Origin of the sequence: Pseudoduganella sp. LjRoot289 (assembly GCF_964252925.1) — a bacterium.
Lineage (GTDB): Bacteria > Pseudomonadota > Gammaproteobacteria > Burkholderiales > Burkholderiaceae_D > Rugamonas.
In genome coordinates, this window is record NZ_CAXUPN020000001.1 from 1 (window position 1) to 21187 (window position 21187).

General features: G+C 64.8%; 15 protein-coding genes. 5 read left to right on the forward strand and 10 right to left on the reverse strand.

Annotated elements, in window-relative coordinates:
• Window positions 1–4: 4 nt before the first annotated feature.
• The 4 genes from ACSQ8Y_RS00005 to ACSQ8Y_RS00020 form a co-directional block, all read right to left on the reverse strand.
• A complete protein-coding gene (locus ACSQ8Y_RS00005; protein ID WP_436269717.1) occupies window positions 5–808 on the reverse strand; it encodes an ABC transporter ATP-binding protein in 804 nt (267 codons plus the stop codon).
• A gap of 10 nt (window positions 809–818) precedes the next feature.
• The gene (locus ACSQ8Y_RS00010) at window positions 819–1640 is read right to left on the reverse strand and encodes an ABC transporter permease (RefSeq protein WP_436264422.1); all 822 of its coding nucleotides are present in this window, start codon (window positions 1638–1640) and stop codon (window positions 819–821) included.
• A gap of 36 nt (window positions 1641–1676) precedes the next feature.
• Window positions 1677–2654, reverse strand: a complete 978-nt coding sequence (locus tag ACSQ8Y_RS00015) for an ABC transporter substrate-binding protein (RefSeq protein WP_436264423.1) — start codon at window positions 2652–2654, stop codon at window positions 1677–1679.
• A gap of 327 nt (window positions 2655–2981) precedes the next feature.
• On the reverse strand, window positions 2982–4607 hold the full coding sequence (locus ACSQ8Y_RS00020; RefSeq protein ID WP_436264424.1) for a POT-type proton-dependent oligopeptide transporter: 1626 nt from the start codon (window positions 4605–4607) through the stop codon (window positions 2982–2984).
• Window positions 4608–4870: 263 nt separating this feature from the next.
• Here ACSQ8Y_RS00020 and ACSQ8Y_RS00025 point away from each other — a divergent pair, with 263 nt between their 5' ends.
• Window positions 4871–6493, forward strand: coding sequence for an alpha-amylase family glycosyl hydrolase (locus ACSQ8Y_RS00025; RefSeq protein ID WP_436264425.1), 1623 nt, complete (start codon window positions 4871–4873; stop codon window positions 6491–6493).
• 161 nt (window positions 6494–6654) lie between these two features.
• Window positions 6655–8532 carry a glucokinase gene (locus tag ACSQ8Y_RS00030; protein ID WP_436264426.1) on the forward strand — a complete coding sequence of 626 codons (1878 nt, stop codon included), beginning with the start codon at window positions 6655–6657 and terminating at the stop codon, window positions 8530–8532.
• Between the two features lie 22 nt (window positions 8533–8554).
• Here the strand turns inward: ACSQ8Y_RS00030 and ACSQ8Y_RS00035 are convergent, their stop codons facing one another.
• Window positions 8555–9223, reverse strand: a complete 669-nt coding sequence (locus tag ACSQ8Y_RS00035; protein ID WP_436264427.1) for a hypothetical protein — start codon at window positions 9221–9223, stop codon at window positions 8555–8557.
• A 132-nt stretch (window positions 9224–9355) separates the two neighbouring features.
• Between ACSQ8Y_RS00035 and ACSQ8Y_RS00040 the strand changes: the two genes are divergently transcribed.
• Complete coding sequence (locus tag ACSQ8Y_RS00040) at window positions 9356–9883, forward strand: PadR family transcriptional regulator (RefSeq protein ID WP_436264428.1); 528 nt, start codon at window positions 9356–9358, stop codon at window positions 9881–9883.
• Between the two features lie 10 nt (window positions 9884–9893).
• Entirely contained in the window at window positions 9894–11141 is a 1248-nt protein-coding gene (locus ACSQ8Y_RS00045) for an MFS transporter (RefSeq protein ID WP_436264429.1), read from the forward strand.
• A gap of 127 nt (window positions 11142–11268) precedes the next feature.
• Here the strand turns inward: ACSQ8Y_RS00045 and ACSQ8Y_RS00050 are convergent, their stop codons facing one another.
• The 5 genes from ACSQ8Y_RS00050 to ACSQ8Y_RS00070 all read right to left on the reverse strand — a co-directional run bounded on the left by ACSQ8Y_RS00050 (window position 11269) and on the right by ACSQ8Y_RS00070 (window position 16323).
• Window positions 11269–11793 carry a hypothetical protein gene (locus ACSQ8Y_RS00050; protein ID WP_436264430.1) on the reverse strand — a complete coding sequence of 175 codons (525 nt, stop codon included), beginning with the start codon at window positions 11791–11793 and terminating at the stop codon, window positions 11269–11271.
• A gap of 210 nt (window positions 11794–12003) precedes the next feature.
• The gene (gene groL, locus ACSQ8Y_RS00055) at window positions 12004–13650 is read right to left on the reverse strand and encodes a chaperonin GroEL (RefSeq protein WP_436264431.1); all 1647 of its coding nucleotides are present in this window, start codon (window positions 13648–13650) and stop codon (window positions 12004–12006) included.
• 18 nt (window positions 13651–13668) lie between these two features.
• Window positions 13669–13959, reverse strand: a complete 291-nt coding sequence (groES, locus tag ACSQ8Y_RS00060) for a co-chaperone GroES (protein ID WP_093553132.1) — start codon at window positions 13957–13959, stop codon at window positions 13669–13671.
• A gap of 163 nt (window positions 13960–14122) precedes the next feature.
• On the reverse strand, window positions 14123–15646 hold the full coding sequence (locus ACSQ8Y_RS00065) for an ATP-binding protein (RefSeq protein WP_436264432.1): 1524 nt from the start codon (window positions 15644–15646) through the stop codon (window positions 14123–14125).
• Entirely contained in the window at window positions 15643–16323 is a 681-nt protein-coding gene (locus tag ACSQ8Y_RS00070) for a response regulator transcription factor (RefSeq protein WP_436264433.1), read from the reverse strand. The genes ACSQ8Y_RS00065 and ACSQ8Y_RS00070 overlap by 4 nt, the downstream gene beginning before the upstream one ends.
• A 153-nt stretch (window positions 16324–16476) precedes the next feature.
• Here ACSQ8Y_RS00070 and ACSQ8Y_RS00075 point away from each other — a divergent pair, with 153 nt between their 5' ends.
• The gene (locus ACSQ8Y_RS00075) at window positions 16477–21072 is read left to right on the forward strand and encodes a beta strand repeat-containing protein (RefSeq protein WP_436264434.1); all 4596 of its coding nucleotides are present in this window, start codon (window positions 16477–16479) and stop codon (window positions 21070–21072) included.
• The last annotated feature ends 115 nt before the right edge of the window (window positions 21073–21187 follow it).

Genomic DNA, 21187 nt, shown 5'->3' on the forward strand with positions numbered 1-21187 from the left:
GGGGTCAGTCCACCGCCGCCATGCGCATTTCGTCGTTGTGGTGGCGCTGCTGCTCTTCCATCACCAGCATGCCGAGTTCGCGCTTGAGGGCGTTGAACTCGGACGAGGCGGGGTCGCGCAGGCGCGGCAGCTCGACCAGGATGTCGCGCTTGACCGTGCCGGGACGGTAGGTCATGACGACAATGCGGTCGGCCAGGTAGATCGCTTCCTCGATGCTGTGCGTGACGAAGATGATGGTCTTCTTCAGCTCGGCCCAGATGCGCAGCAGCTCGTCCTGCAGGTTGCGGCGGGTGAGGGCGTCCAGCGCGCCGAACGGTTCGTCCATCAGCATGATGGGCGAATCGAGCGCGAGCACGCGGGCGATCGCCACGCGCTGGCGCATGCCGCCCGACAGGTCTTTCGGGAAGCGGTGGCGGAAGTCGCTCAGCGACAGCATGGCCAGCAGCTTCGAGACGACCTGGTCGATCTCGCCCTTGGCCATGCCTTTGATTTCCAGGCCGAAGGCGATGTTCTTTTCCACCGTCATCCACGGGAACAGCGCGTACTCCTGGAAGACCATGCCGCGCTCGGGGCCGGGGCCGGTCACCAGCCTGGCGTCGGCGGTGATCTCGCCGCTCGATGGCAGCGAGAAGCCGGCGATGGCGTTGAGCAGCGTCGATTTGCCGCAGCCCGAAGGGCCCAGCAGGCAGACGAACTGGCCCTGCGGGATGTCCAGGTTGATGTCCTTCAGGGCCACCACTTCGCGGTCGCTGCTCTTGAAGATCTTGTTCACGCCGCGCACGGCGATGTGGCTGAAGTTCTTTTCCATTTTGCTCATGTCAGTTCTCCAGGCCGCGGTGCCACCGCAGCAAATGATTGTTCAGTTTATTCATGCCGATGTCTATCATCAGGCCCAGGATGCCGATGCTGATCATGCCGGCGATGATCTTGTCGGACCAGAAGTACTCGCGCGCCTCGAGGATGCGGAAACCGAGGCCGTTGTTCACCGCGATCATCTCGGAGACGATCACCACGATGAAGGCGGTGCCGATGCCGATCCGCACGCCGGACAGGATGTAGGGCACGGCGGCCGGCAGCATCACGCGGACGAACATGGTGCGCTGGCTGACGCCGAGGTTGCGTGCGGCGCGGATGTAGATGCCATCGACTTGCCGCACGCCGGCGATGGTGTTCATCAGCACCGGGAAGAAGGCGCCCAGCGCGATCAGGAACACGGCCGGGGCGTTGCCCAGGCCGAACCACAGGATGGACAGCGGGATGTAGGCGATCGGCGGTATCGGACGCAGCACCTGCATCATCGGATTGAACCAGGCGTAGGCGCGCTGGCTGGAACCCATCATCAGGCCCAGCGGCAGCGCGAGGCCGGCGCCGATGGCGAAGCCGACCAGCACGCGGTACATGCTGCCCAGCGTGTCGAGCCACAGTTCGCCCGACACCGCCCACGACAGCCAGGAGCCGGCGGCCGGGTCGTATGCCGTCAGCGGCAGCGCGTATTCGGCCAGTTTCTGCACCACCGCCAGCGGCGACGGCAGCACTTGCGGGTTGACCCAGCCCAGCATGGCGCTGGTTTGCCACAGCAGCACCACTAAGGTGGGCACGACGAGGCCCGTGGCGATCTCCCGCCAATTATGTTTGACCATGATGTCTCCTGCTTATGTGATGGTAGTTTGTGATGGTTATTTGATGTTCAGGCTTTTCTTCGCTTCGTCCAGCAGGTCGGTCTTGACCCACTCGCTGGCCACCGGGGCCTTGCGCATCTTGCCCACGCCGGTCTTGGCCATCACGTCGGTGGTGATCTGGATGTGTTGCGGCGTGATGTCGTAGCTGTACGGCGAATTGCTGATGGCGTCCTGGAAGTCGTCGGCGGTGATCTGGTTCTTGAAGATCACTTCGCGCACGTATTTCTCGGCCGTCGGCTTGCTGTCGATGAAGGTCCTGGTCGCCTGCACGAAGCAGTTCATGAACTTGGCGGCGGTGGCGCGGCGCTCGGTGTAGAACTTCTCGCTCATCACCATGGTGCGGACCGGTTCGCCGATCGGCGTGTCGTAGGGCTTCATCACCTCCACGCCGAAGCCCTTGTTGATGGCCTGCGAGGATTGCGGTTCCGATTGCATGATGGCGTCGATGTTCTTGCCGAGCAGGGCCTGGTTCAGGTCCGCGAAGGCCAGGAAGATCAGCTGCACGTCCTTGCCCGGCTGGTCGGAGAAGGTGATGCCGGCCTGCTGCAGCTCGGCCGCCAGCAGCACCTCGTGGATGCCGCCGCGCGTCACGCCGACCTTCTTGCCCTTCAGGTCCTTGATCGACTTGATGCCGCCGTCCGGACGCGCAACCAGGCGCGCGCCGCCCTTGGCGAAACCGGCCACGACGTAGATGGGTGCGCCGTTGGCGCGGCCCTGGATCGCCGCTTCGGAGGCGGTGGCGCCCACGTCCAGCTCACCGGCCAGGATGGCCTGCATCACGTCCGGGCCCTTGGCGAAGATGTGCTCTTCGACCTTGATGCCGCACTTGGGCGCGATTTCCTTGATGTAGGACACGGCGCCGTAGTGCGCGAATTTGAGATTGCCGAGGCGGACCACTTCCTGGGCGCTCGCGGCAGATGCCGAGAACGCGGACGCGATGGCCAGTGTGAGGGAAAGAATGCGGGTGGTGCTCATGCTCGTCTCCTAAGCGGGGTTGTTGTGGAGATCTATTGAGCAGGTTCCGTGCCTGGCGGAGGGAAAACGCCAAGTGCCTGATTTGATTCATTTGGTGCGCCGCCGCAAAGCCGGAGGCCGGCGGACGGTGCGGCGGAATTCCAGAATCGGCGGCGGCGTCTGTGCGGATTTTCGCCGTGGCGTGCGGGCCAATGCCGTTCAGTTACTTGGAGTGCATGCGCAGCATGGATTGCCGTGGGGGCGCCGAGCCCTGCGCGGGAATGACAAGCAAACTGTCGTTCCCGCGAAAGCGGGAACCCATGCTGAGTAAAAATGCACAATATGCGCTTACGCAGGCTTGTTGGCGTTGCTGCCGTAGCACATGCTCGGCTCGATATCGGGCCGGTAGTTGTCCACCATGCGGTAGCGCGTCGCGTACCAGGCGAAGACGGCGGCCGCCAGTGCGGCGAAAGCGGCGAAGAAGTACATCTGGAAAGCCATCACTGAAAAGCCGGTGCTGGCGATGTAGGCCGACACGGCCTCGTTCTTCACGCTGGAATTGAGGATCAGTACCCACAGGTTGCCGACCGTGACGGCCAGGTACCACAGCGACATGATGGTGCCCTTCATCGAGGCCGGGGCCTGGCTGTAGGCGAATTCCAGGCCGGTGGCGGACACCAGCACTTCGCCGAAGGTCAGCAAGGCATACGGCAGGATCTGCCATGCCATCGACACCGGCGTGCCGCCGTCCATGACCACCTGTATGGTGCCGATGACCACCCAGGCCAAGGCGGACGACAGGATGCCCGCGCCCATGCGGCGCAGCGCCGTCGGTTCGATGCCGATGGCGCGCAGCAGCGGCAGCAGCGCCAGGTTGTTGAACGGGATCAGCAGCATCACCAGCATGGGGTTGAGCGCCTGCATCTGGGCCGGCACGAGACTGAAGGTCCAGCCCAGCAGGTTGTAGGTCGGATGCGTCATGTCGTTCGCCTGCACGATCCAGGTCGATGCCTTCTGGTCGAACAGGGACCAGAACGGCGTCACCAGCGCGAACACGATGAAGATGCGCAGCACGGCGCGCACGCCGTCGACGCCTTCGTCGCTATGCTTGCCGCGCGCGCGTTCCAGCTGCATCGAGGTGCCGATGCCGCCGAAGGCCAGCAGCAGCACGAGCGCGGAGCAGGCGGCGATCACGAAGCCCCACTTGGGCGTCATGGCCAGCGAGGCGAGGGCACCGATGACGCCGATGGTGGCGACCGTCAGGCCGGGGCGGGACTGGCCCGGCGCTGCGCTCGTCAGCGCGCTCTTGGCCACGTTGAAGAAGGAGTTCGGGTTGGGCGCGGCGGGCGGCACGTGCACATACTTCCTGCGGCCCAGCCACAACACGAAGGTGGCGATGAACATCAGCACGCCCGGTATGCCGAAGGCGACGGCGCCGCCGTAGTCGCGCAGGAAGATCGGCATCAGCAGCGAGGCGAAGAAGGAGCCGAAGTTGATGCTCCAGTAGAAGGCGTCGAACACGACCTTCGCGCGTTTCTTGTTGGTCTGGTCGAACTGGTCGCCCACGAAGGACGCCACCAGCGGCTTGATGCCGCCCGAGCCGAAAGCGATCAGCGCCAGGCCCAGGTAGAAGCCTTGCAGATTTTTCTCGAAGACGGCAAGGCAGGCGTGGCCGGCGCAGTAAATGAGGCTGAACCACAGGACCGTGTTGTACTTGCCGAAGAATCGGTCGGCCAGCCAGCCGCCCAGCAGCGGGAAGAAATAGACGCCGATGACGAAGGTGTGGAACACGTGCTTCGCTTCGCTGGGGCGGTCCGCCAGCGGGATGAATAGCAGCAGTGTGCTGATCAGGAATGGCGTGAGGATGTTGCGCATGCCGTAGAAGCTGAACCGTTCGCATGCCTCGTTGGCGATGATGTACGGAATTTGCCGCGGCAGTGGTCCGTTACCCTGCTGCGTATCGTTTTGTGACATTGGGGATCTCCCTGTTTGGATCTGAGCGGGATGCTATGCCGAAGGCATCTGCTTTGGCAACTGGTATATGCAAGTTGTCATGTCGTAAATATGGGATAAATTTTGTAGTTTGACTACTATGGTGACGCGGTTGTTTTGCGCTATTTTTATGTATCACGATGATTTTAAACGATATTTACTTGATTTTCGCACGCGTGACTGGAATTGAAAAAAGCAGTGTGTTCATGTATATTATCTACAAACTCCCCCACATGGATACCGACATGAGCAAAGAATTGTCCCCGAACTGGTGGCGCGAAGCCATCATCTACCAGGTTTATCCGCGCAGTTTCAACGATACCAATGGCGACGGCGTGGGCGACCTGCCCGGCATTACCGCCAAGTTGGACTACATAGCGCAACTGGGCGTGGACATCGTCTGGATCTCGCCATTCTTCAAATCGCCGATGAAGGACTTCGGCTACGACATTTCCGACTACTGCGACGTCGATCCCCTGTTCGGCACCCTGGCCGACTTCGACCGGCTGATCGCCAAGGCCCACAGCCTGGGCCTGAAGATCATGATCGACCAGGTGATGTCGCACACGGCCGAGGACCACGCCTGGTTCGCCGAGAGCCGCAAGAGCCGCGACAATCCCAAGGCCGACTGGTACGTCTGGTCCGATCCCGCGCCGGACGGCTGCCCGCCCAACAACTGGATGTCGGTATTCGGCGGTTCCTCGTGGCAGTGGGACTCGCGCCGCAAGCAGTACTATATGCACAACTTCCTGGTCAGCCAGCCGGACCTGAACTTCCACAACCCGGAAGTGCAGCAGGCGCACCTGGACGCGCTGCGTTTCTGGCTGGAGCGCGGCGTCGACGGCGTGCGCATGGACGCCTGCAACTTCCACTTCCACGACCGCCAGCTGCGCAGCAACCCGCCGGCGCTGGTGCGCGACACCTCCACCGTGACGGACGTGAACCCCTACGGCATGCAGGCCCACATCCACGACAAGACCCAGCCTGAGAACGTGGCCTTCCTGAAGAAGCTGCGCGTGCTGCTGGACGAATTCGGCGCAGTCGCCATCGGCGAAGTGGGCGCGGACGATTCGCTGGCCGTGATGGCGGAATACACCGAAGGCGGCGACAGGCTGCACATGGCCTACAGCTTCAACCTGCTCACGCCCGTTTGCTCGGCCAGGCATATCCGCTCGCAGGTCGAACAGTTCGACGCGCGCGTGAAAGATGGCTGGGCTTCCTGGTCGGTCGGCAACCACGACTCGATCCGCGTGATGACGCGCTGGGGCGGCGAGGACCCGTCGCCGGAGATGGCCAAGCTGGTACTGGCGATGCAGCTGTCCCTGAAGGGCACGCCCTGCCTGTACCAGGGCGACGAGCTGGCCTTCACCGAGGCGGACGTGCCCTACGAACTGCTGCAGGACCCGTACGGCATCACCTTCTGGCCGGAGTTCAAGGGCCGCGACGGCTGCCGCACGCCGATCGCCTGGAACGACGACAGCAACGGCGGCTTCACCAGCGGCAAGCCGTGGCTGCCGGTGGACGAGAAGCACATCGCCCGCGCCGCTTCGCTGCAGGAAAACGACCCGTCGTCGGCGCTGGCGTTCGCCCGCAAAATCATCGCGTGGCGCCGCACCGTGCCGCAGCTCACGCGCGGCGACATCGTCTTCTTCGACGCGCCCGAGCCGGTGCTGGCGCTGCGCCGTGACCTGGAAGGACAGCGCAGCGTGCTGGCTGTCTTCAACCTCGGCGCCGCGCCGGTGACGTTCGCGCTGCCGCAGGCGGCCGGCGCCGAGACGATAGACGCGCCGGGTCTGCCGGGCGCGATGGCGGCGGACGGCACCGCGACCTTGCCGGCCTACGGCGCTTGGTTCGGCTACGCGGCATAGTAGGCCGGGCATGGATTCCCGCTTGCGCGAGAATGACAAGGGTGGGCCGTCATCCCCGCGCATGCGGGGATCCATAGTGCGTAGTTTTTATCCACGGTTTATTGCTTTTTCGGTTATCCTTGCCCCCTTTACAGGCATAACCCTGCATAACGAAATCGACGATGAAACTAGCTGCAGTTGACCAAAAATCCAGCCGCACCGCGTTCGCGGACGGTCCGCGCTTGCTGGCCGACATCGGCGCCACGCATGCGCGTTTCGCGCTGCAAACCGCTCCCTCGGAGTTCCGCGCCGTGCGCGTGCTCAAGTGCGACGATTTCGCCGGCATCGTGCCGCTGCTGCGCAGCTACCTGGCCGACCATGCCGACATCACGCTGAACCATGCCGCGCTGGCCGTGGCCAACCCGGTCAGCGGCGACTACGTGCGCATGACCAACCGCGACTGGGAATTCTCCACCGACGAGGTGCGCCGCGCGCTGGGCCTGCACACGCTGCTGGTGGTGAACGACTTCACCGCGCTGGCCATGTCGCTGCCCGGCCTCAAGCCGGCGGACCTGATGCAGGTCGGCGGCGGCGCCCCGGCCAGCAATTCCGTCATCGGCGTGCTGGGACCGGGCACCGGCCTGGGCGTGTCCGGCGTGATCCCGACCGTGGACGGCTTCGTCACCCTGGGCTCGGAAGGCGGCCACACCAACTTCGCCCCGGCCGACGAGCGCGAATACGCGATCCTGCAATACGCGTGGCAGACCTGGCCGCACGTGTCGACCGAGCGCCTGATATCAGGCCCCGGCATGGAAATCATCTACCGCGCCATCGCCAAGCGCAACGGCCGCAATGTGAAGGACTTGAACGCGCAGGAAATCATGGCCGGCGCGCTGACCGACAAGGACCCGCTGTGCCTGGAAGTGCTGGAGTGCTTCTGCGCCATGCTGGGCGGCGCCAGCGCCAACCTGGCGGTGACGCTGGGCGCCTTCGGCGGCGTCTTCATCGGCGGCGGCATCGTGCCGCGCATGGGCGAGTGGTTCGCCAGCTCGCCGTTCCGCGCCCGCTTCGAAGCCAAGGGCCGCTTCACGAGCTATCTGTCCGAGATTCCGACCTACGTCATCACCACGCCGAATCCGGCCTTCTACGGCGTGGCGACGATCTTGTCCGAACACCTGCGCGGCCGCAGCGGCGCCAACACGCTGATGGAGCGCGTGCAGCACCTGCAGCACGAATTGACCCCGGCGGAGCAGCGCGTGGCCGCGCTGGTGCTGGAGCAGCCGCGCCTGGTGCTCAACGAGCCCATCGCCGACATCGCGCGCCTGGCCGAAGTGAGCCAGCCGACCGTGATCCGCTTCTGCCGTTCGCTGGGCTTCTCCGGCCTGGCCGACTTCAAGCTGAAGTTCGCCAGCAGCCTGACCGGCGCGATCCCCGTGCGGCACAGCCAGGTGCGCGTGAGCGACAGCACGCACGACCTGAGCGCCAAGGTGATCGACAACACCGTGTCCGCCATCCTGAAGTTCCGCGACCAGCTGGACGTGCGCTCGCTGGACCGCGCCATCGCGCTGGTGGCGAAAGCCAAGCGCATCGAGTTCTTCGCGATGGGGAATTCGCGCGTGGTGGCGCTGGACGGCCAGCACAAATTCTTCCGCTTCCGCATTCCGACGGCCGCTTACGGCGATTCGCACCTGTTCGTGCTGGCGGCCGGGCTGCTGAAGGCGGGCGACGTGGTGATCGCCATTTCCAATTCAGGCAAGCTGCCCGAATTGCTGGAAGCGGTGGATGCGGCGCGCGCGGCCGGCGCCGACGTCATCGCCATCACCAGCAGCCAGTCGCCGCTGGCCAAACGCGCCTCGGTGTGCCTGGCCGTGGACCACTCGGAAGACAGCACCACCTTCCTGTCGATGATCTCGCGCATCCTGCAGCTGCTGCTGATCGATATCCTGTCGGTGGGTATTTCGGTGGACGCGCAAAACGCCGAGCTGGTGCTGGAACGCAAAGCGGGCGAGGGCGTCGAAACCGACAGCCGCCGCCTGCTGATCTCCCACCTGGACAGTTAGCGGCCGGTTCTCAACGCGGCGGCTATTCGCTAGCCTGCCGCACCACCAAATCCAGCAGCGCCTGCGCGCTTTGGATCGCCGACGATGCGCGCGCATCCCTGGCCAGCATTTCAAACGTGCCTTGCGTGAAGTACAAGCCATCGGAAGCCAGGAAGGCGATGCGCAGGTGGCCGGGGCCGGGCGGCGGCGTGCGCGCGCCGGGTGCGGCGGCCGCGTTGCGCAGCGCCGGCTTGGCCGTTTCCACCAGCGCCTTGGCACTATCGGCCACCGCGTCCGGTGCGCCCTCGAACACGGCGAACTTGCCGGTCTGGTTGATGTAGCGCACGGTGCCGTCCGCGTAGGCGGCAAGCACATCGAGGCCCTCGTCGAGCGGCACTTCCACGATCACACCCAGCAATTCGCGCGACGGCACGGCATGCCCGTTCTCGCGCAGCCAGTTGTAGGCCAGGATGCGCACGCGGCTCTCCTCGTCATGGTCCTCGGCGATGGTGCGCACCACGGCGGCGTCGGCCTGCTCGCCGAACAGCGCGGTTTCCGTTCCCTGCGGCTTGTACAGCGTCGATTCGTCGCAGAACAGCAGGTTGTAGATCAGGTTGAGCTCATCCTGCTTGTACGGCGCGCTGGGAACAGCGGGGCCAGCCGGCGGCGCCGGGTCTTTGATGCCTAAGAGGGCGAGTATTTTCTTGAACATGGGGCTGAACGACGGGACAGAGTTTGCATGATACGGCAATGCGCAGAACAGGGTGGTACAAAAAACATCTTGAATTCTCGAAAAAACAAGTTAAGATATATCTTACTTCGATATATCTTATGGAGATGTGCCATGTTTCACTTTTTCAAAAACCACCATCGTTTCCACCAGCACATGCACGGCCACGGCCACCACCGGGGCGGCGGCGGACGCGGACCCAAGATGTTCGATTCCGGTGCCATGCGCTACGTGGTGCTGCAGCTGATCTCCGAAAAACCGCGCCACGGCTATGAAATCATCAAGGAGCTGGAGCAGCGCACCGGGGGCGCCTACACGCCCAGCCCGGGCGCGATCTACCCTTTGATGGCCATGCTGTACGACATGGGCCATGTTTCGATCAGCCATGACGGCGCCAAGAAGCTGCATACCGTCACGCCGGAAGGGCAGGCTTTCCTCGACGAGAACCGCCAGATGGTGGACGCCGTGATGGCGCGCCTGAACGAGCCGGCCGAGGCGGGCGGCGACCTGCGCTCGCTGATGCATGAACTGAAGGAAGCGGTGATCCGGCGCGCGCGCGAAGGCGCGCCAAGCGATCTGCGGCTGGATCAGATTCGCGCTATCCTGCGCAAAGCCGCCGCCGACATCAACCTGCTGGATTGAAGGAGAGCCTATGACTTCTGTTCCCCCCTTGGCTGCGAAGCGCGAGCGGCTGATCCTGTGGCTGCTGGCGCTGACCCAGTTCACCGTCATCATGGACTTCATGGTGATGATGCCGCTGGCGCCGCAGCTGATGCAAGCGTTCTCCATCACGCCCGCCGCCGTGTCGGGCGCGGTGTCGGCTTACGCCTGGTGCGCCGGCCTGTCCGGCCTGCTGGCCATGACCTATATCGACCGCTTCGACCGCAAGCGCCTGCTGCTGGCGATGTTCTTCCTGTTCAGCCTGTCGAACCTGGCGTGCGCGCTGGCACCCAATTTCCACGTGCTGGTGCTGTCGCGGGCTTTCGCCGGCCTGACCGGCGGCGTGCTCGGCGCGATCGGCATGGCCATCATCAGCGACCTGATACCGGCCAACCGGCGCGGCGCGGCCACCGGCATCGTCATGACCTCGTTCAGCCTGGCCGCGATCGCGGGCGTGCCGGGCGGCGTGATGATGGCGGCCCACTTTGGCTGGCAGTCGGCCTTCTATCTGCTGGTCGGGTTCTCATTGGTCATCTGGCTGCTGGCATTGCGCGTGCTGCCGTCGATGACGGCGCACATCCAGGCCGCGCCGGTGCCGGTGGCTGCCGTGCTGCCAGAGCTGCTCGCCATCTTCCGTGTGCCTGCGCATCTGAAAGCCTTCCTGCTGACGGGGCTGACCATGCTCGCGAGCATGATGGTAATCCCGTTCATCTCGCCGGTGCTGGTGGGTAACCACGGCGTGCAGCCGGCCGAGATCACGTGGATCTACCTGGGCGGCGGGCTGACCACACTGTTTACCGCGCGCGTGATAGGCGGCTGGTCGGACAGGGCGGGCAAGCAGCGCGTGTACCGCATCATGGCCGCGATTTCGATATTGCCGCTGCTGCTGATCACGCACTTGCCGCAGATGCCGCTGTACGGGATCATCCTGATTTTCCCCTTCTTCATGGTGGCGATCTCTGGGCGCGGCATACCGCTGCAGGCCTTGATGACGACTGTGCCCGAGCCATCGCGCCGGGGCGCCTTCCTGAGCGCGAATTCCGCGATGCAGCAGATCGGCACGGGGCTGGGCGCCTTGCTGGGCGGGCTAGGTCTGAGCACGGACGCAGCCGGGCATATCGCCGGCTACGGCAACAACGGCCTGTTCGCCGCCGGCATCACCCTGTTTACGATCTGGTGGGTAGGCCGCGTGCAGAGCGCACCGGCCATGGTGCAGAGCGTGGAGCGAACGGCTGCATAGATGGGGCATGGACCGCGTCGGCCGACCGTCCCGCCTGCGCTGCAGTCCACCGATGCGGAATGACAAGGCTGTGTCATTCCGCATCGGCGGACCGCTGCGAAAGCGGGAATCCATGCTGAGCCTGCCCTTACTCCCCCGGCCCATTCCTCAATAACGGCCGCTTCTCCTTGCGCCACTGCTCCAGCGGCAGCAACTGGTTATCCTCGTCGTCATCGACCAGGATTTCCCCATCAGACTGCGCGACCAGGAAGCTCTCCCAGCGCCGCGCCGAGTCGCTGCTGTTCTCCACGAAGCTGAGCTGGTAATACTGCTTGCCGTTCACGGCGCGCAGCTGCGCGTCGTATTCGATCAGCGCGCCATGCGCCTTGCCCTGGGATTCCTTCTCGATCTTGGTCGACCATGCCTTCAGTTCCGGCAGCGCCATCAGCGCCGCCACCGCCTGCTCGCGGCTCAGCGCAGCGCCCTGTTTGGCGGCTGGCGCAATACCATCCTTCAGCGCCACGCTGCCCGCGCTGGCGACGGTCGCCACCCTGGCCGGCTGTTGCTCCTGCTTCACCGAATACAGGTAATAGGCGCCCAGGCCAGCCGCCAGCAGTCCAGCCAGCGTTCCGGCGACTGCGGCGGTTTTAGAAGAAGAGGAGCGCGAAGACATGAGGATGCAGCCTTGTCATAGAAGAGAAAAGTTGCGGCCATACTAAACCAAGCGCCGGCCCTCAGCAACTTGTGGTTTTGAAACTCGGATGGATGGCGGTGAGGCAGGCGATCAGGGGCCTTAACGCGAGAAGGTAATAAAAAAGCCCGCAAGGCGCGAACCTTGCGGGCTTTTCAGCGTTGAACCGGAACGGTTCGGCGCGACCGGCTGTTACATCATGCCGTCCATGCCGCCCATGCCGCCCATACCACCCATGCCGCCCATGCCGCCGGCTGGCTTGTCTTCGGTGATTTCAGCAACCATGCAGTCGGTGGTCAGCATCAGGCTGGCGATCGACGCTGCGTTTTGCAGGGCCGAACGGGTTACCTTGGCTGGATCCAGAACGCCCATTTCGACCATGTCGCCGTAGGTGCCGTTGGCTGCGTTGTAGCCGTAGTTGCCCGAACCGGCCAACACTGCTGCAACGACGACCGATGCTTCTTCGCCGGCGTTTTGCACGATCATGCGCAGCGGCTCTTCCATCGCGCGCAGAACGATCTTGATGCCAGCTTCCTGGTCAGGATTGTCGCCTTTGACGGTCAGCTGCGAACGGGCGCGCAGCAGGGCTACGCCGCCGCCTGGCACAATGCCTTCTTCCACGGCTGCGCGGGTTGCGTGCAGCGCGTCTTCCACGCGGGCTTTCTTTTCTTTCATTTCAACTTCGGTGGCTGCACCGACTTTGATCACGGCAACGCCGCCAGCCAGCTTGGCTACGCGCTCTTGCAGTTTTTCACGGTCGTAGTCCGAGGTCGCTTCTTCGATCTGCACGCGGATCTGCTTGACGCGCGCTTCGATGTTCGAACCGTCGCCGGCACCGTCGATGACGATGGTGTTTTCCTTGCCGACTTCGATACGCTTGGCTTGGCCCAGTTCGGCCAGGGTGATCTTTTCCAGGGTCAGGCCGATTTCTTCAGCAACAACCTGGCCGCCGGTCAGGACAGCGATGTCTTCCAGCATGGCTTTGCGGCGGTCGCCGAAGCCTGGGGCTTTCACTGCGCAGGTTTTCAGGATGCCGCGGATGTTGTTCACAACCAGGGTCGCCAGCGCTTCGCCTTCGATGTCTTCCGCGATGATCAGCAGTGGACGGCCAGCTTTTGCAACTTGTTCCAGTACCGGCAGCAGGTCACGGATGTTGGAGATTTTCTTGTCGCACAGCAGCACGAATGGATTGTCCAGGATGGCAACTTGCTTTTCCTGGTTGTTGATGAAGTATGGCGACAGGTAGCCGCGGTCGAACTGCATACCTTCAACGATGTCCAGCTCGTCGTTCAGCGACTTGCCGTCTTCCACGGTGATGACGCCTTCTTTGCCGACTTTTTCCATCGCTTCAGCGATGCGCTCGCCGATCGAGTAGTCCGAGTTCGCCGAGATCGCGCCAACCTGGGCGATTTCTTTGGTGGTGGTGCATGGACGGGCCAGGATGGCGATCTGCTCGACGGTGGCAGCGACTGCCTTGTCGATGCCGCGCTTCAGGTCCATCGGGTTCATGCCGGCGGCAACGAACTTCATGCCTTCGCGGACGATGGCCTGGGCCAGCACGGTCGCGGTGGTGGTACCGTCGCCGGCGTTGTCGCTGGTCTTGGAAGCAACTTCCTTGACCATCTGCGCGCCCATGTTCATCAGCTTGTCTTTCAGTTCGATCTCTTTAGCGACCGACACGCCGTCCTTGGTGACGGTTGGGGCGCCGAAGGAGCGCTCCAGCACCACGTTGCGGCCTTTCGGGCCCAGGGTGACTTTGACTGCGTTGGCGAGGATGTTCACGCCTTCAACCATCTTGGCGCGCGCTGCGTCGCCGAATACTACGTCTTTAGCTGCCATGTTCGAATTCTCCTGAAATTATTTGTTAACAACGGCCATGATGTCTTCTTCGCGCATCACCAGCAGCTCGTCGCCGTCGACTTTGACAGCTTGGCCGGAGTATTTGCCGAACAGGACGCGGTCGCCGACTTTGACTTCCAGTGGACGTACTTTGCCGTCTTCCAGCACTTTGCCATTGCCAACAGCCAGGACTTCGCCCTGGTCTGGTTTTTCGGCGGCTGCGTCAGGGATGATCAGGCCGGATGCGGTTTTGGTTTCCTGGTCGAGACGTTTGACGATGACGCGATCGTGCAAAGGGCGAAGGTTCATACAAAACTCCTTTATCAATGGTTGTCGTGCTGATGAGGTCCGGTAAGCTTGTTGCCTCAGCGAAACCTCAGAATTCTTGTTAGCACTCTCGGCTAACGAGTGCCAATTATAGGGACGGTTATGCCCTATTTCAAGACAGGCATGAACTTATTTGGATAAAAGGCTAAGAAACGGCGGGCAGGGTGAGGCGAAACCGCACTTGTCCGGGGCCGCCGTCGGCCAGGTGCAGGGCGCCGCCGTGGGCTTGCACGATGTCGCGCGCCAGCGCCAGACCAAGGCCTACGCCCGGGACGCGGCGGTTGTGGGCGTGGTCGGCGCGGTAGAAACGGTCGAACAGGCGGTCCCAGTGTTCGGACGGGATGCCGTCCGAGGCGTTGCTGATGTCGATTTGCCAGTTTCCGTCGCCGGCGCGCGCCGCCAGGGCGATCCAGCCGCCGGGAATGCCGTATTTGATGGCATTGCTGACAAGGTTGTGCAGCACTTGGCGCAGCAGGTCGGCGTCGCCGCGCACAGGGATGCCGGACGGGAGTTGCAGCCGGACCGGGCGGCTGTCGTCCATCAGTTCGATGTCCTCGGCCAGTCCGTCCAGCATGGGGCGCAGGTCCACCGGGCACAGGGGGATGGCCAGCTGGCCGGCGTCGGCGCGCGCGAGCAGCAGCAGTTTTTTGACGATGCTGTCCAGGCGGCGCACCTCGTCAAGCATATTGGCCAGGCCTTGCTCCAGCGCCGGATCGCCCTCGGCGCGGGCAAAGCTGCGTTCCAGTTCGCCTTGCAGGATGGTCAGCGGGGTTTTCAGCTCGTGGGCGGCGTCGCCGGAAAAGCGGGCCGCTTGCATGAAGCTGCGTTCGAGGCGGTCCAGCATGGCGTTGAAGACGATGACCAGCTGGGCGAATTCGCGGTCTTCCTCTGCGGCCGAGACGCGCTGGCCGAGGTCGGCCGCGTTGACGCGCACGATGACGCCGGTCAGGTGTTCGATGGGGCGCATGGCGCGGCCGGCCAGGTACCAGGAGAGCAGGCCGATCAGCGCGACCAGTCCCACCACGGCGGCGCCGAAGCGGCCCAGGCTGGCGCGCACCTGGGCGTTGGACAGGCTGCGGTTGACGCCCACCCACACCGTCAGCGGGCCGTTGCCGGTGCTGCCGATGCGCCAGCTTTGTCCGGCACCGTCCACCGTCTGGAGCGTGGCGGCGGCCAGGGCCGCCTGCGGCGTTGCCGGCTGGCCGGAAGGGGCGGGGGCCGACAGGGGCGAGGCGCCAGTCGTGTGCAAGGCGTGCGCCGCCGGTGCGGGCTGCGCCGCCTGCGCGGGCTGCGTCGCCTTCACCAGCTCGCGCGGCCAGTTGCTGCTGCGGTACAGTTCGCTGCCGTCGGCGTGCACCACGCGCAGGATGGCGTAACCCTCGGTGGTGCCGGCCGGTGCGAAACCGCTGAAATTGGCGTTGAGCTGGGCGTCCACCGCCGACCACGGCGCTTGCGGCGCGGTTTGCAGCATCGGCCCGGACAGCTGGGCCGACAGCATGCGGTCGATGATGGCGGCGCGGCGCGAGACGATGGTGACGCTGGCGGCTATATACAAGGCGGTGATGGCGGCCAGCGCGGTGAGCGTGGAAACGAGCGCCACGCGCAGCCGGAAGGAGCGGAGGCGGGGCAGGCGCGGCAACGCCCTGCGCGCGCCTGCGGCTTGCTTCACGCCGCGCCGTCCGGCTTGCGCAGGCGGTAGCCGACGCCGCGCACCGCTTCGATCGCGGCGCACTCCGGCAGTTCCAGCTTCTTGCGCAGGCGCTGGATGCACACGTCCACCATATTGGTTTGCGGTTCGAAGTCGTAGCCCCACACGTGCTCCAGGATCTGGGTGCGGGTGTAGACCCGGCCGGGCGAGCGCATCAGGTATTCGAGCAGGTTGAATTCGCGGCTGGTCAGCTCGACGGCGCGGCCTTCGACCTCGGCCACGCGGGTGATGCGGTCCAGCTTGACGGGCCCCAGCAGCAGCACGTTTTGCCGCTCGCCGCTGACACGCCGCAGCAGGGCGTGGATGCGCGCGATCAGTTCCTCCACATAGAAGGGCTTGGCCAGGTAGTCGTCGGCGCCCAGGTTCAAGCCCATCAGGCGGTCGTCCAGTTCGTTGCGCGCGGTCAGCAGGATGACGGGCGTGTTGCTGCCCTCGCGCCGCATCGCCTTCAGGATGGCCAGGCCGTCGCGGCCGGGCACCATTACGTCCAGCAGCACCACGTCGTACTCGCGCGACAGCGCGTAGTCGTAGCCCAGGTTGCCTTCTTCGCAATGGTCGACCAGGAAGCCGTGCTCGCGCAGGCCCGCGCAGACAAAGCTGGCGATACGTTGTTCATCTTCGACGAGTAATGCTTTCATGCTTTCAATTTCCGGCTCTCAACCCGCCATTGTCCGGGCTGGCGGGCCTGTCCGTCAATTGCGCGGATTACAACACCGTAATCGAAATGTGTGTCTTTCCGTCATATTGAATTGTTTCAATGGAAAGGTATCTATCCACACAAGGGAACACACATGGGCATCGGCAGCTGGATCAAGAAGAATGTTGTCAAACCGGTCACTAAGTTGGTCGACAAGGTCGGCGACACGGTGAAGGACATCGGCGGGGACCTGGGCGGCATTGGCGACGCGTTCGAGGAAATCGGCGACGACGTCAACGCGATCGCTAAAAAGGTAAGCGAACTGGGCTACACCAAGAAGAACCTGGGCGGCGGCAACGACACGTATACGGCGTCCTCCATCGGCGCCAACATCATCCACGGCGAGGGCGGCAACGACAACATCACCGTCACGGCCGGCGCCTACAACAACCTGTACGGCGACGACGGCAACGACACCATCACCGTCAAGGTAGGCGGCTACAACAAGATCGACGGCGGCAACGGCGACGACACCATCCGCGTCGACGTGGGCGTCTACAACAAGATCTTCGGCGGCAACGGCAACGACAGCGTGACCGTGGCGGCCGGCGCGGCGGCCGACGTCGACCTGGGCGAGGGCAACAACACGCTCACTGTCAACAGCGCCTACAACGAGATCGACGCCGGCGCCGGCGACGACCGCGTGAGCGCCAACGGCGGCTGGAACGACATCGACCTGGGCAACGGCAACAATACCGTCACTGCGGGCGGCGCGTCCAACGTCGTCAACACGGGTAACGGCGCCGACACGGTGACGGCCGACGGCGCGAGCAACGTCATCAAGACCTACGGCGGCAACGACAGCATCACGGTCAAGGCGGCCAGCAACGTGATTGACGCGGGCGACGGCAACAACACCGTGCGCGCAGAAGGCGGAAACAACAAAATCACCGCCGCCGGCGGCAGCGACAGCATCACCGCCAACGGCGCCGCCAACCAGGTGCGCGCGGGCGACGGCGACAACCGCGTCACGCTGGGCGGCGCGTCCAACCAGCTGTGGACCGGTGGCGGCAACGACACGATCGCGGCCAACGGCGGCGCCAACATCATCAACGACACTGGCGGCGCCAACGACGTCACGCTCAACGGCGCGGCCAATGTGCTGACCACCGGCGGCGGCAACGACAAGGTGAACGCCAGCGGCGGCGCCAACGTGATCGACACAGGCGGCGGCAGCGACACCATCACCGCCGCCGGCGGCGCCAACGTCGTCAAGGCCGGCGCCGGCAACGACAGCGTGACCGCGCTGGGCGGCGCCAACGTGATCACCGCCGGAGACGGCAGCGACACCGTCATCGCGCTGGGCGGCGCCAATGTGGTCACTGCCGGAGAGGGCAGCGATACGGTGGTCGCGCTGGGCGGCGCCAGCGCCATCACGGCCGGCGGCGGCAGCGACAACATCGTTGCCGGCGGCGGCGCCAACGTGGTGATCGACGACGGCGGTTCGAACAACATCGTGCTGGGCGGCCTGCTGAACGTGCTCTACACCGGCGGCGGCAACAACAAGGTGGCCGCGCTGGGCAACACCAACGCGCTGGTGAGCAACCAGGGCGGCAATATCGAAGCGGCCATCGGCCTGAACAACGTCATGCTGGCCAACGGCGCCGGCAACACGCTGGTCGGCCTGGGCGGCGGCAACCTGATCGCCACTGCCGTGGGCGGCAACACCGCCGTCGCCATCGGCGGCACCAACGTGGTGCTGACTGAACTGGGCGGCATGGTCAAGGCGGCCGCCGGCGGCCTGGGCAAGGTGCTGGGCGACGTCATGCCGGGCAAGGACGCGGCCAAGGCAGTGAGCAACGCCACGTCCAAGCTGACCGCCGCCATCAACAGCGGCAGCGGCGCGGACACCGTGGTGGCAGTGGGCGGCAACAACGTGGTCTACACCGGCGCCGGCAAGGACGTGGTGACGGCGGCGGGCGGCAACAACATCGTGCTGGCCAACGGCGGCGACAACGTCACCACCGCGCTGGGCGGCAACAACATCGTCGTCAACACGGCGGGCAACAACGTGGTGACGGCGGTCGGTTCGGTCAACGTCATCGTCACCGGCCTGGGCGACGGCCTGGCCGACGTCAGCAGCAAGCTGGCCAGCGCTGCCGGCGGCTCGGTCACCAAGGCGGTGGCCACCTTCATCGGCAGTACGCTGGCCAGCACGGCGGGCAACGACGTGGTGACCGCCATCGGTTCGACCAACGTGCTCTACACCGGCAGCGGCAACGACGTGGCCACCGCCATCGGCGCCAGCAACGTGGTGTGGAGCGGCACCGGCAACGACGTGGTGACCGCCTTCGGCGCGCGCAACCTGGTCTGGGGCGACGCGGGCGCGGACACCATCACGGCGGTCGGCGCGAACAACCTGCTGGCCAGCGGCAATTACGCCGAAATCGGCGCCACCGCAGTCGGCCTGGTCGATTCGATCGCGGCCGGCGTGGCGGCCACCAGCCTGGTGGCGAAAGCCGGCCTGTCCGGCGCGGCGTCGAACCAGAGCGGCAGCGACGTGATGACCGCCTTCGGCAAGAACAATGTGCTGGTCGGCGGCAGCGCCGACACCGTGGCCACCGCGCTGGGCGTAAACAACCTGGTGGCGACCGGCGCGGGCAACGACGTGGTTACGTCGCTGGGCAGCAAGTCGGCCATCGTCACCGGCGCCGGCAACGACGTGGTGACCGTGATCGGCAGCTACGACGTGGTCGCGGCGGGCGAGGGCAAGAACGTGGTGACGGCGCTGGGCAAGGCCAACCTGGTCGAAGGCGGCGGCGGCGACGACGTCATCACCGCGCTGGCCTTCGGCAGCGCCGCCAAGTCGGTCAACGTGAACGGCAACCTGATCGTCGCCGGCGACGGCAACAACGTCGCCACCGTGGTCGGCAAGGACAACGCCGTCATTTCCGGCAGCGGCAAGGACGTGCTGGTGATGGTCAGCTACGGCGGCGAGAACAGCAAGACCAGCAGCACCGACAAGGAGGGCGCGACGCAGTCGACCACCAGCACCACCAAGGGCAGCACCCAGTTCAACCTGGGCTGGACCGGCGCCGGCGACGACACGGCCGTGGTGTACGGCGACCACAACGTGGTGCTGGCCGACGCCGGCAACGACTTCCTGGTGGTGGTCAACGCAGGCAGCAAGCTCAGCTACAGCAGCACCACCAGCACCGTCGTCGACGGCGCGGACCAGGCGCAGGTGGACAGCTCGACCAAGGTCAGCGTCGACACCGGCATGAACTTCGTGCACGCCGGCGACGGCAACGACACCATGATCCTGGCCGGCACCACCACCATCGGCATGGGCGGCGCGGGCAGCGACCTGATCGTCTCATCCGGCCAGAACAACGTGGCCATCGGCGGCGCCGGCAACGACACCATCATCGGCCTGGCCGAGATCACCGTGTTCAACGCGGCCGAGGCCATCGTCGAGAACGACTACGAGTCGGCCGGCGACTGGGTGGGCGCGGCGATGAACGCCAACTTCATCCGCTCGCAGTACGGCGCGCTGGCCAAGGGCGACCTGGGCAAGCTCAACCTGGTCGGCAATGTGATCGTCGGCGGCGACGGCGACGACATCGTGTTCGCCACCAACGCGGGCAGCTATGTCGGCGGCGGCAACGGCAACGACACCATGATGGGCCTGGGCTGGGGCGTGATCGACCATCTGCTGGTGGGCAAGGCCAGCGCGCTGAACGCGGCGTGGAAGGATGTCGGCTCCGGCTTTGACGCCATCACCAAGTACCTGAACACGACCATGATCGATTCCATCAGCAAGGGCTGGAGCGGCGTGGCGGCCAGCATGAAGAGCGAGCTGGCCAAGGCCACCGCCAACGCGGGCGGCCTGGTGGACGGCTTGAACAAGGCGGGCAACAGCGCGCTGTCCGGCATCACCGGCACGGCGGGCCTGGGCTCGGCGGACTTCGACGCGGCCACGCCGCTGAAATCCGCACTGGAAACCGGCAAGAGCGGCTTGAACGCTGCCATCAACGGCATCGGCAGCGGTGTCGACTACGTGGCCGACGCCGATGTGGGCACGGCGCTGGCCGATTCGGTGTCCTGGCTGGGCGACGCGGTGAAGACCGCCTCCAACGCCAGCGGCAACGGCGTGGACTGGCTGACCAGGCAGCTCGGCGTCGACCTGCACCTGAGCGAGTTCAAGGGCGCGGACTTCTTCATCGCCGGCGCCATCGCCTACACGCTGGGCTACAAGTACGCCGGCAACAACCGCCTGTTCGGCGGCGCGGGCGACGACACCTTCTACAGCGGCATGGGCAACGACCACCTGCACGGTGGGGCCGGCAAGGACACCTATGTGATGTCGATGGGCGACGGCAAGGATACCGTGCACGAGACGGCGGGCGGCGGCGACGTGCTCAAGTTCACCGGCAACCAGCTGTTCTCGACGGTGGCCATGAGCGGCGACAACGTCAAGGCCAACATCGCGGACGGCGACCTGGTGATCAACTACGTCGCCGGCGGCAAGTCCTATGCGCAGTTCACCATCAGCGACTATGCCAGCACGAGCTTTAGCGAGCTCGATGTGGTGGACGCGGCGGGCAAGCAGGTGGCGGCCATCGCCATGGCCGACCTGATCGCGCGCGCCGGGCAGGGCGCCGACTCGTACGACATGGCCAGCACCTGGACCGCAGCGCGCCTGGACGACTTCGCCGAGTTGATCGGCACGGCCCTCACCGGCGCCTGAACCGTTTTCACCAGCCCCTGTCGTCCTGGACGATAGCCTGTGGGAAAGCTTCTCCATGCCGCGCAGCATTACAAACGCATGGCAGCTTTCCTACAGCCTGAGGACTTCTCCTAAA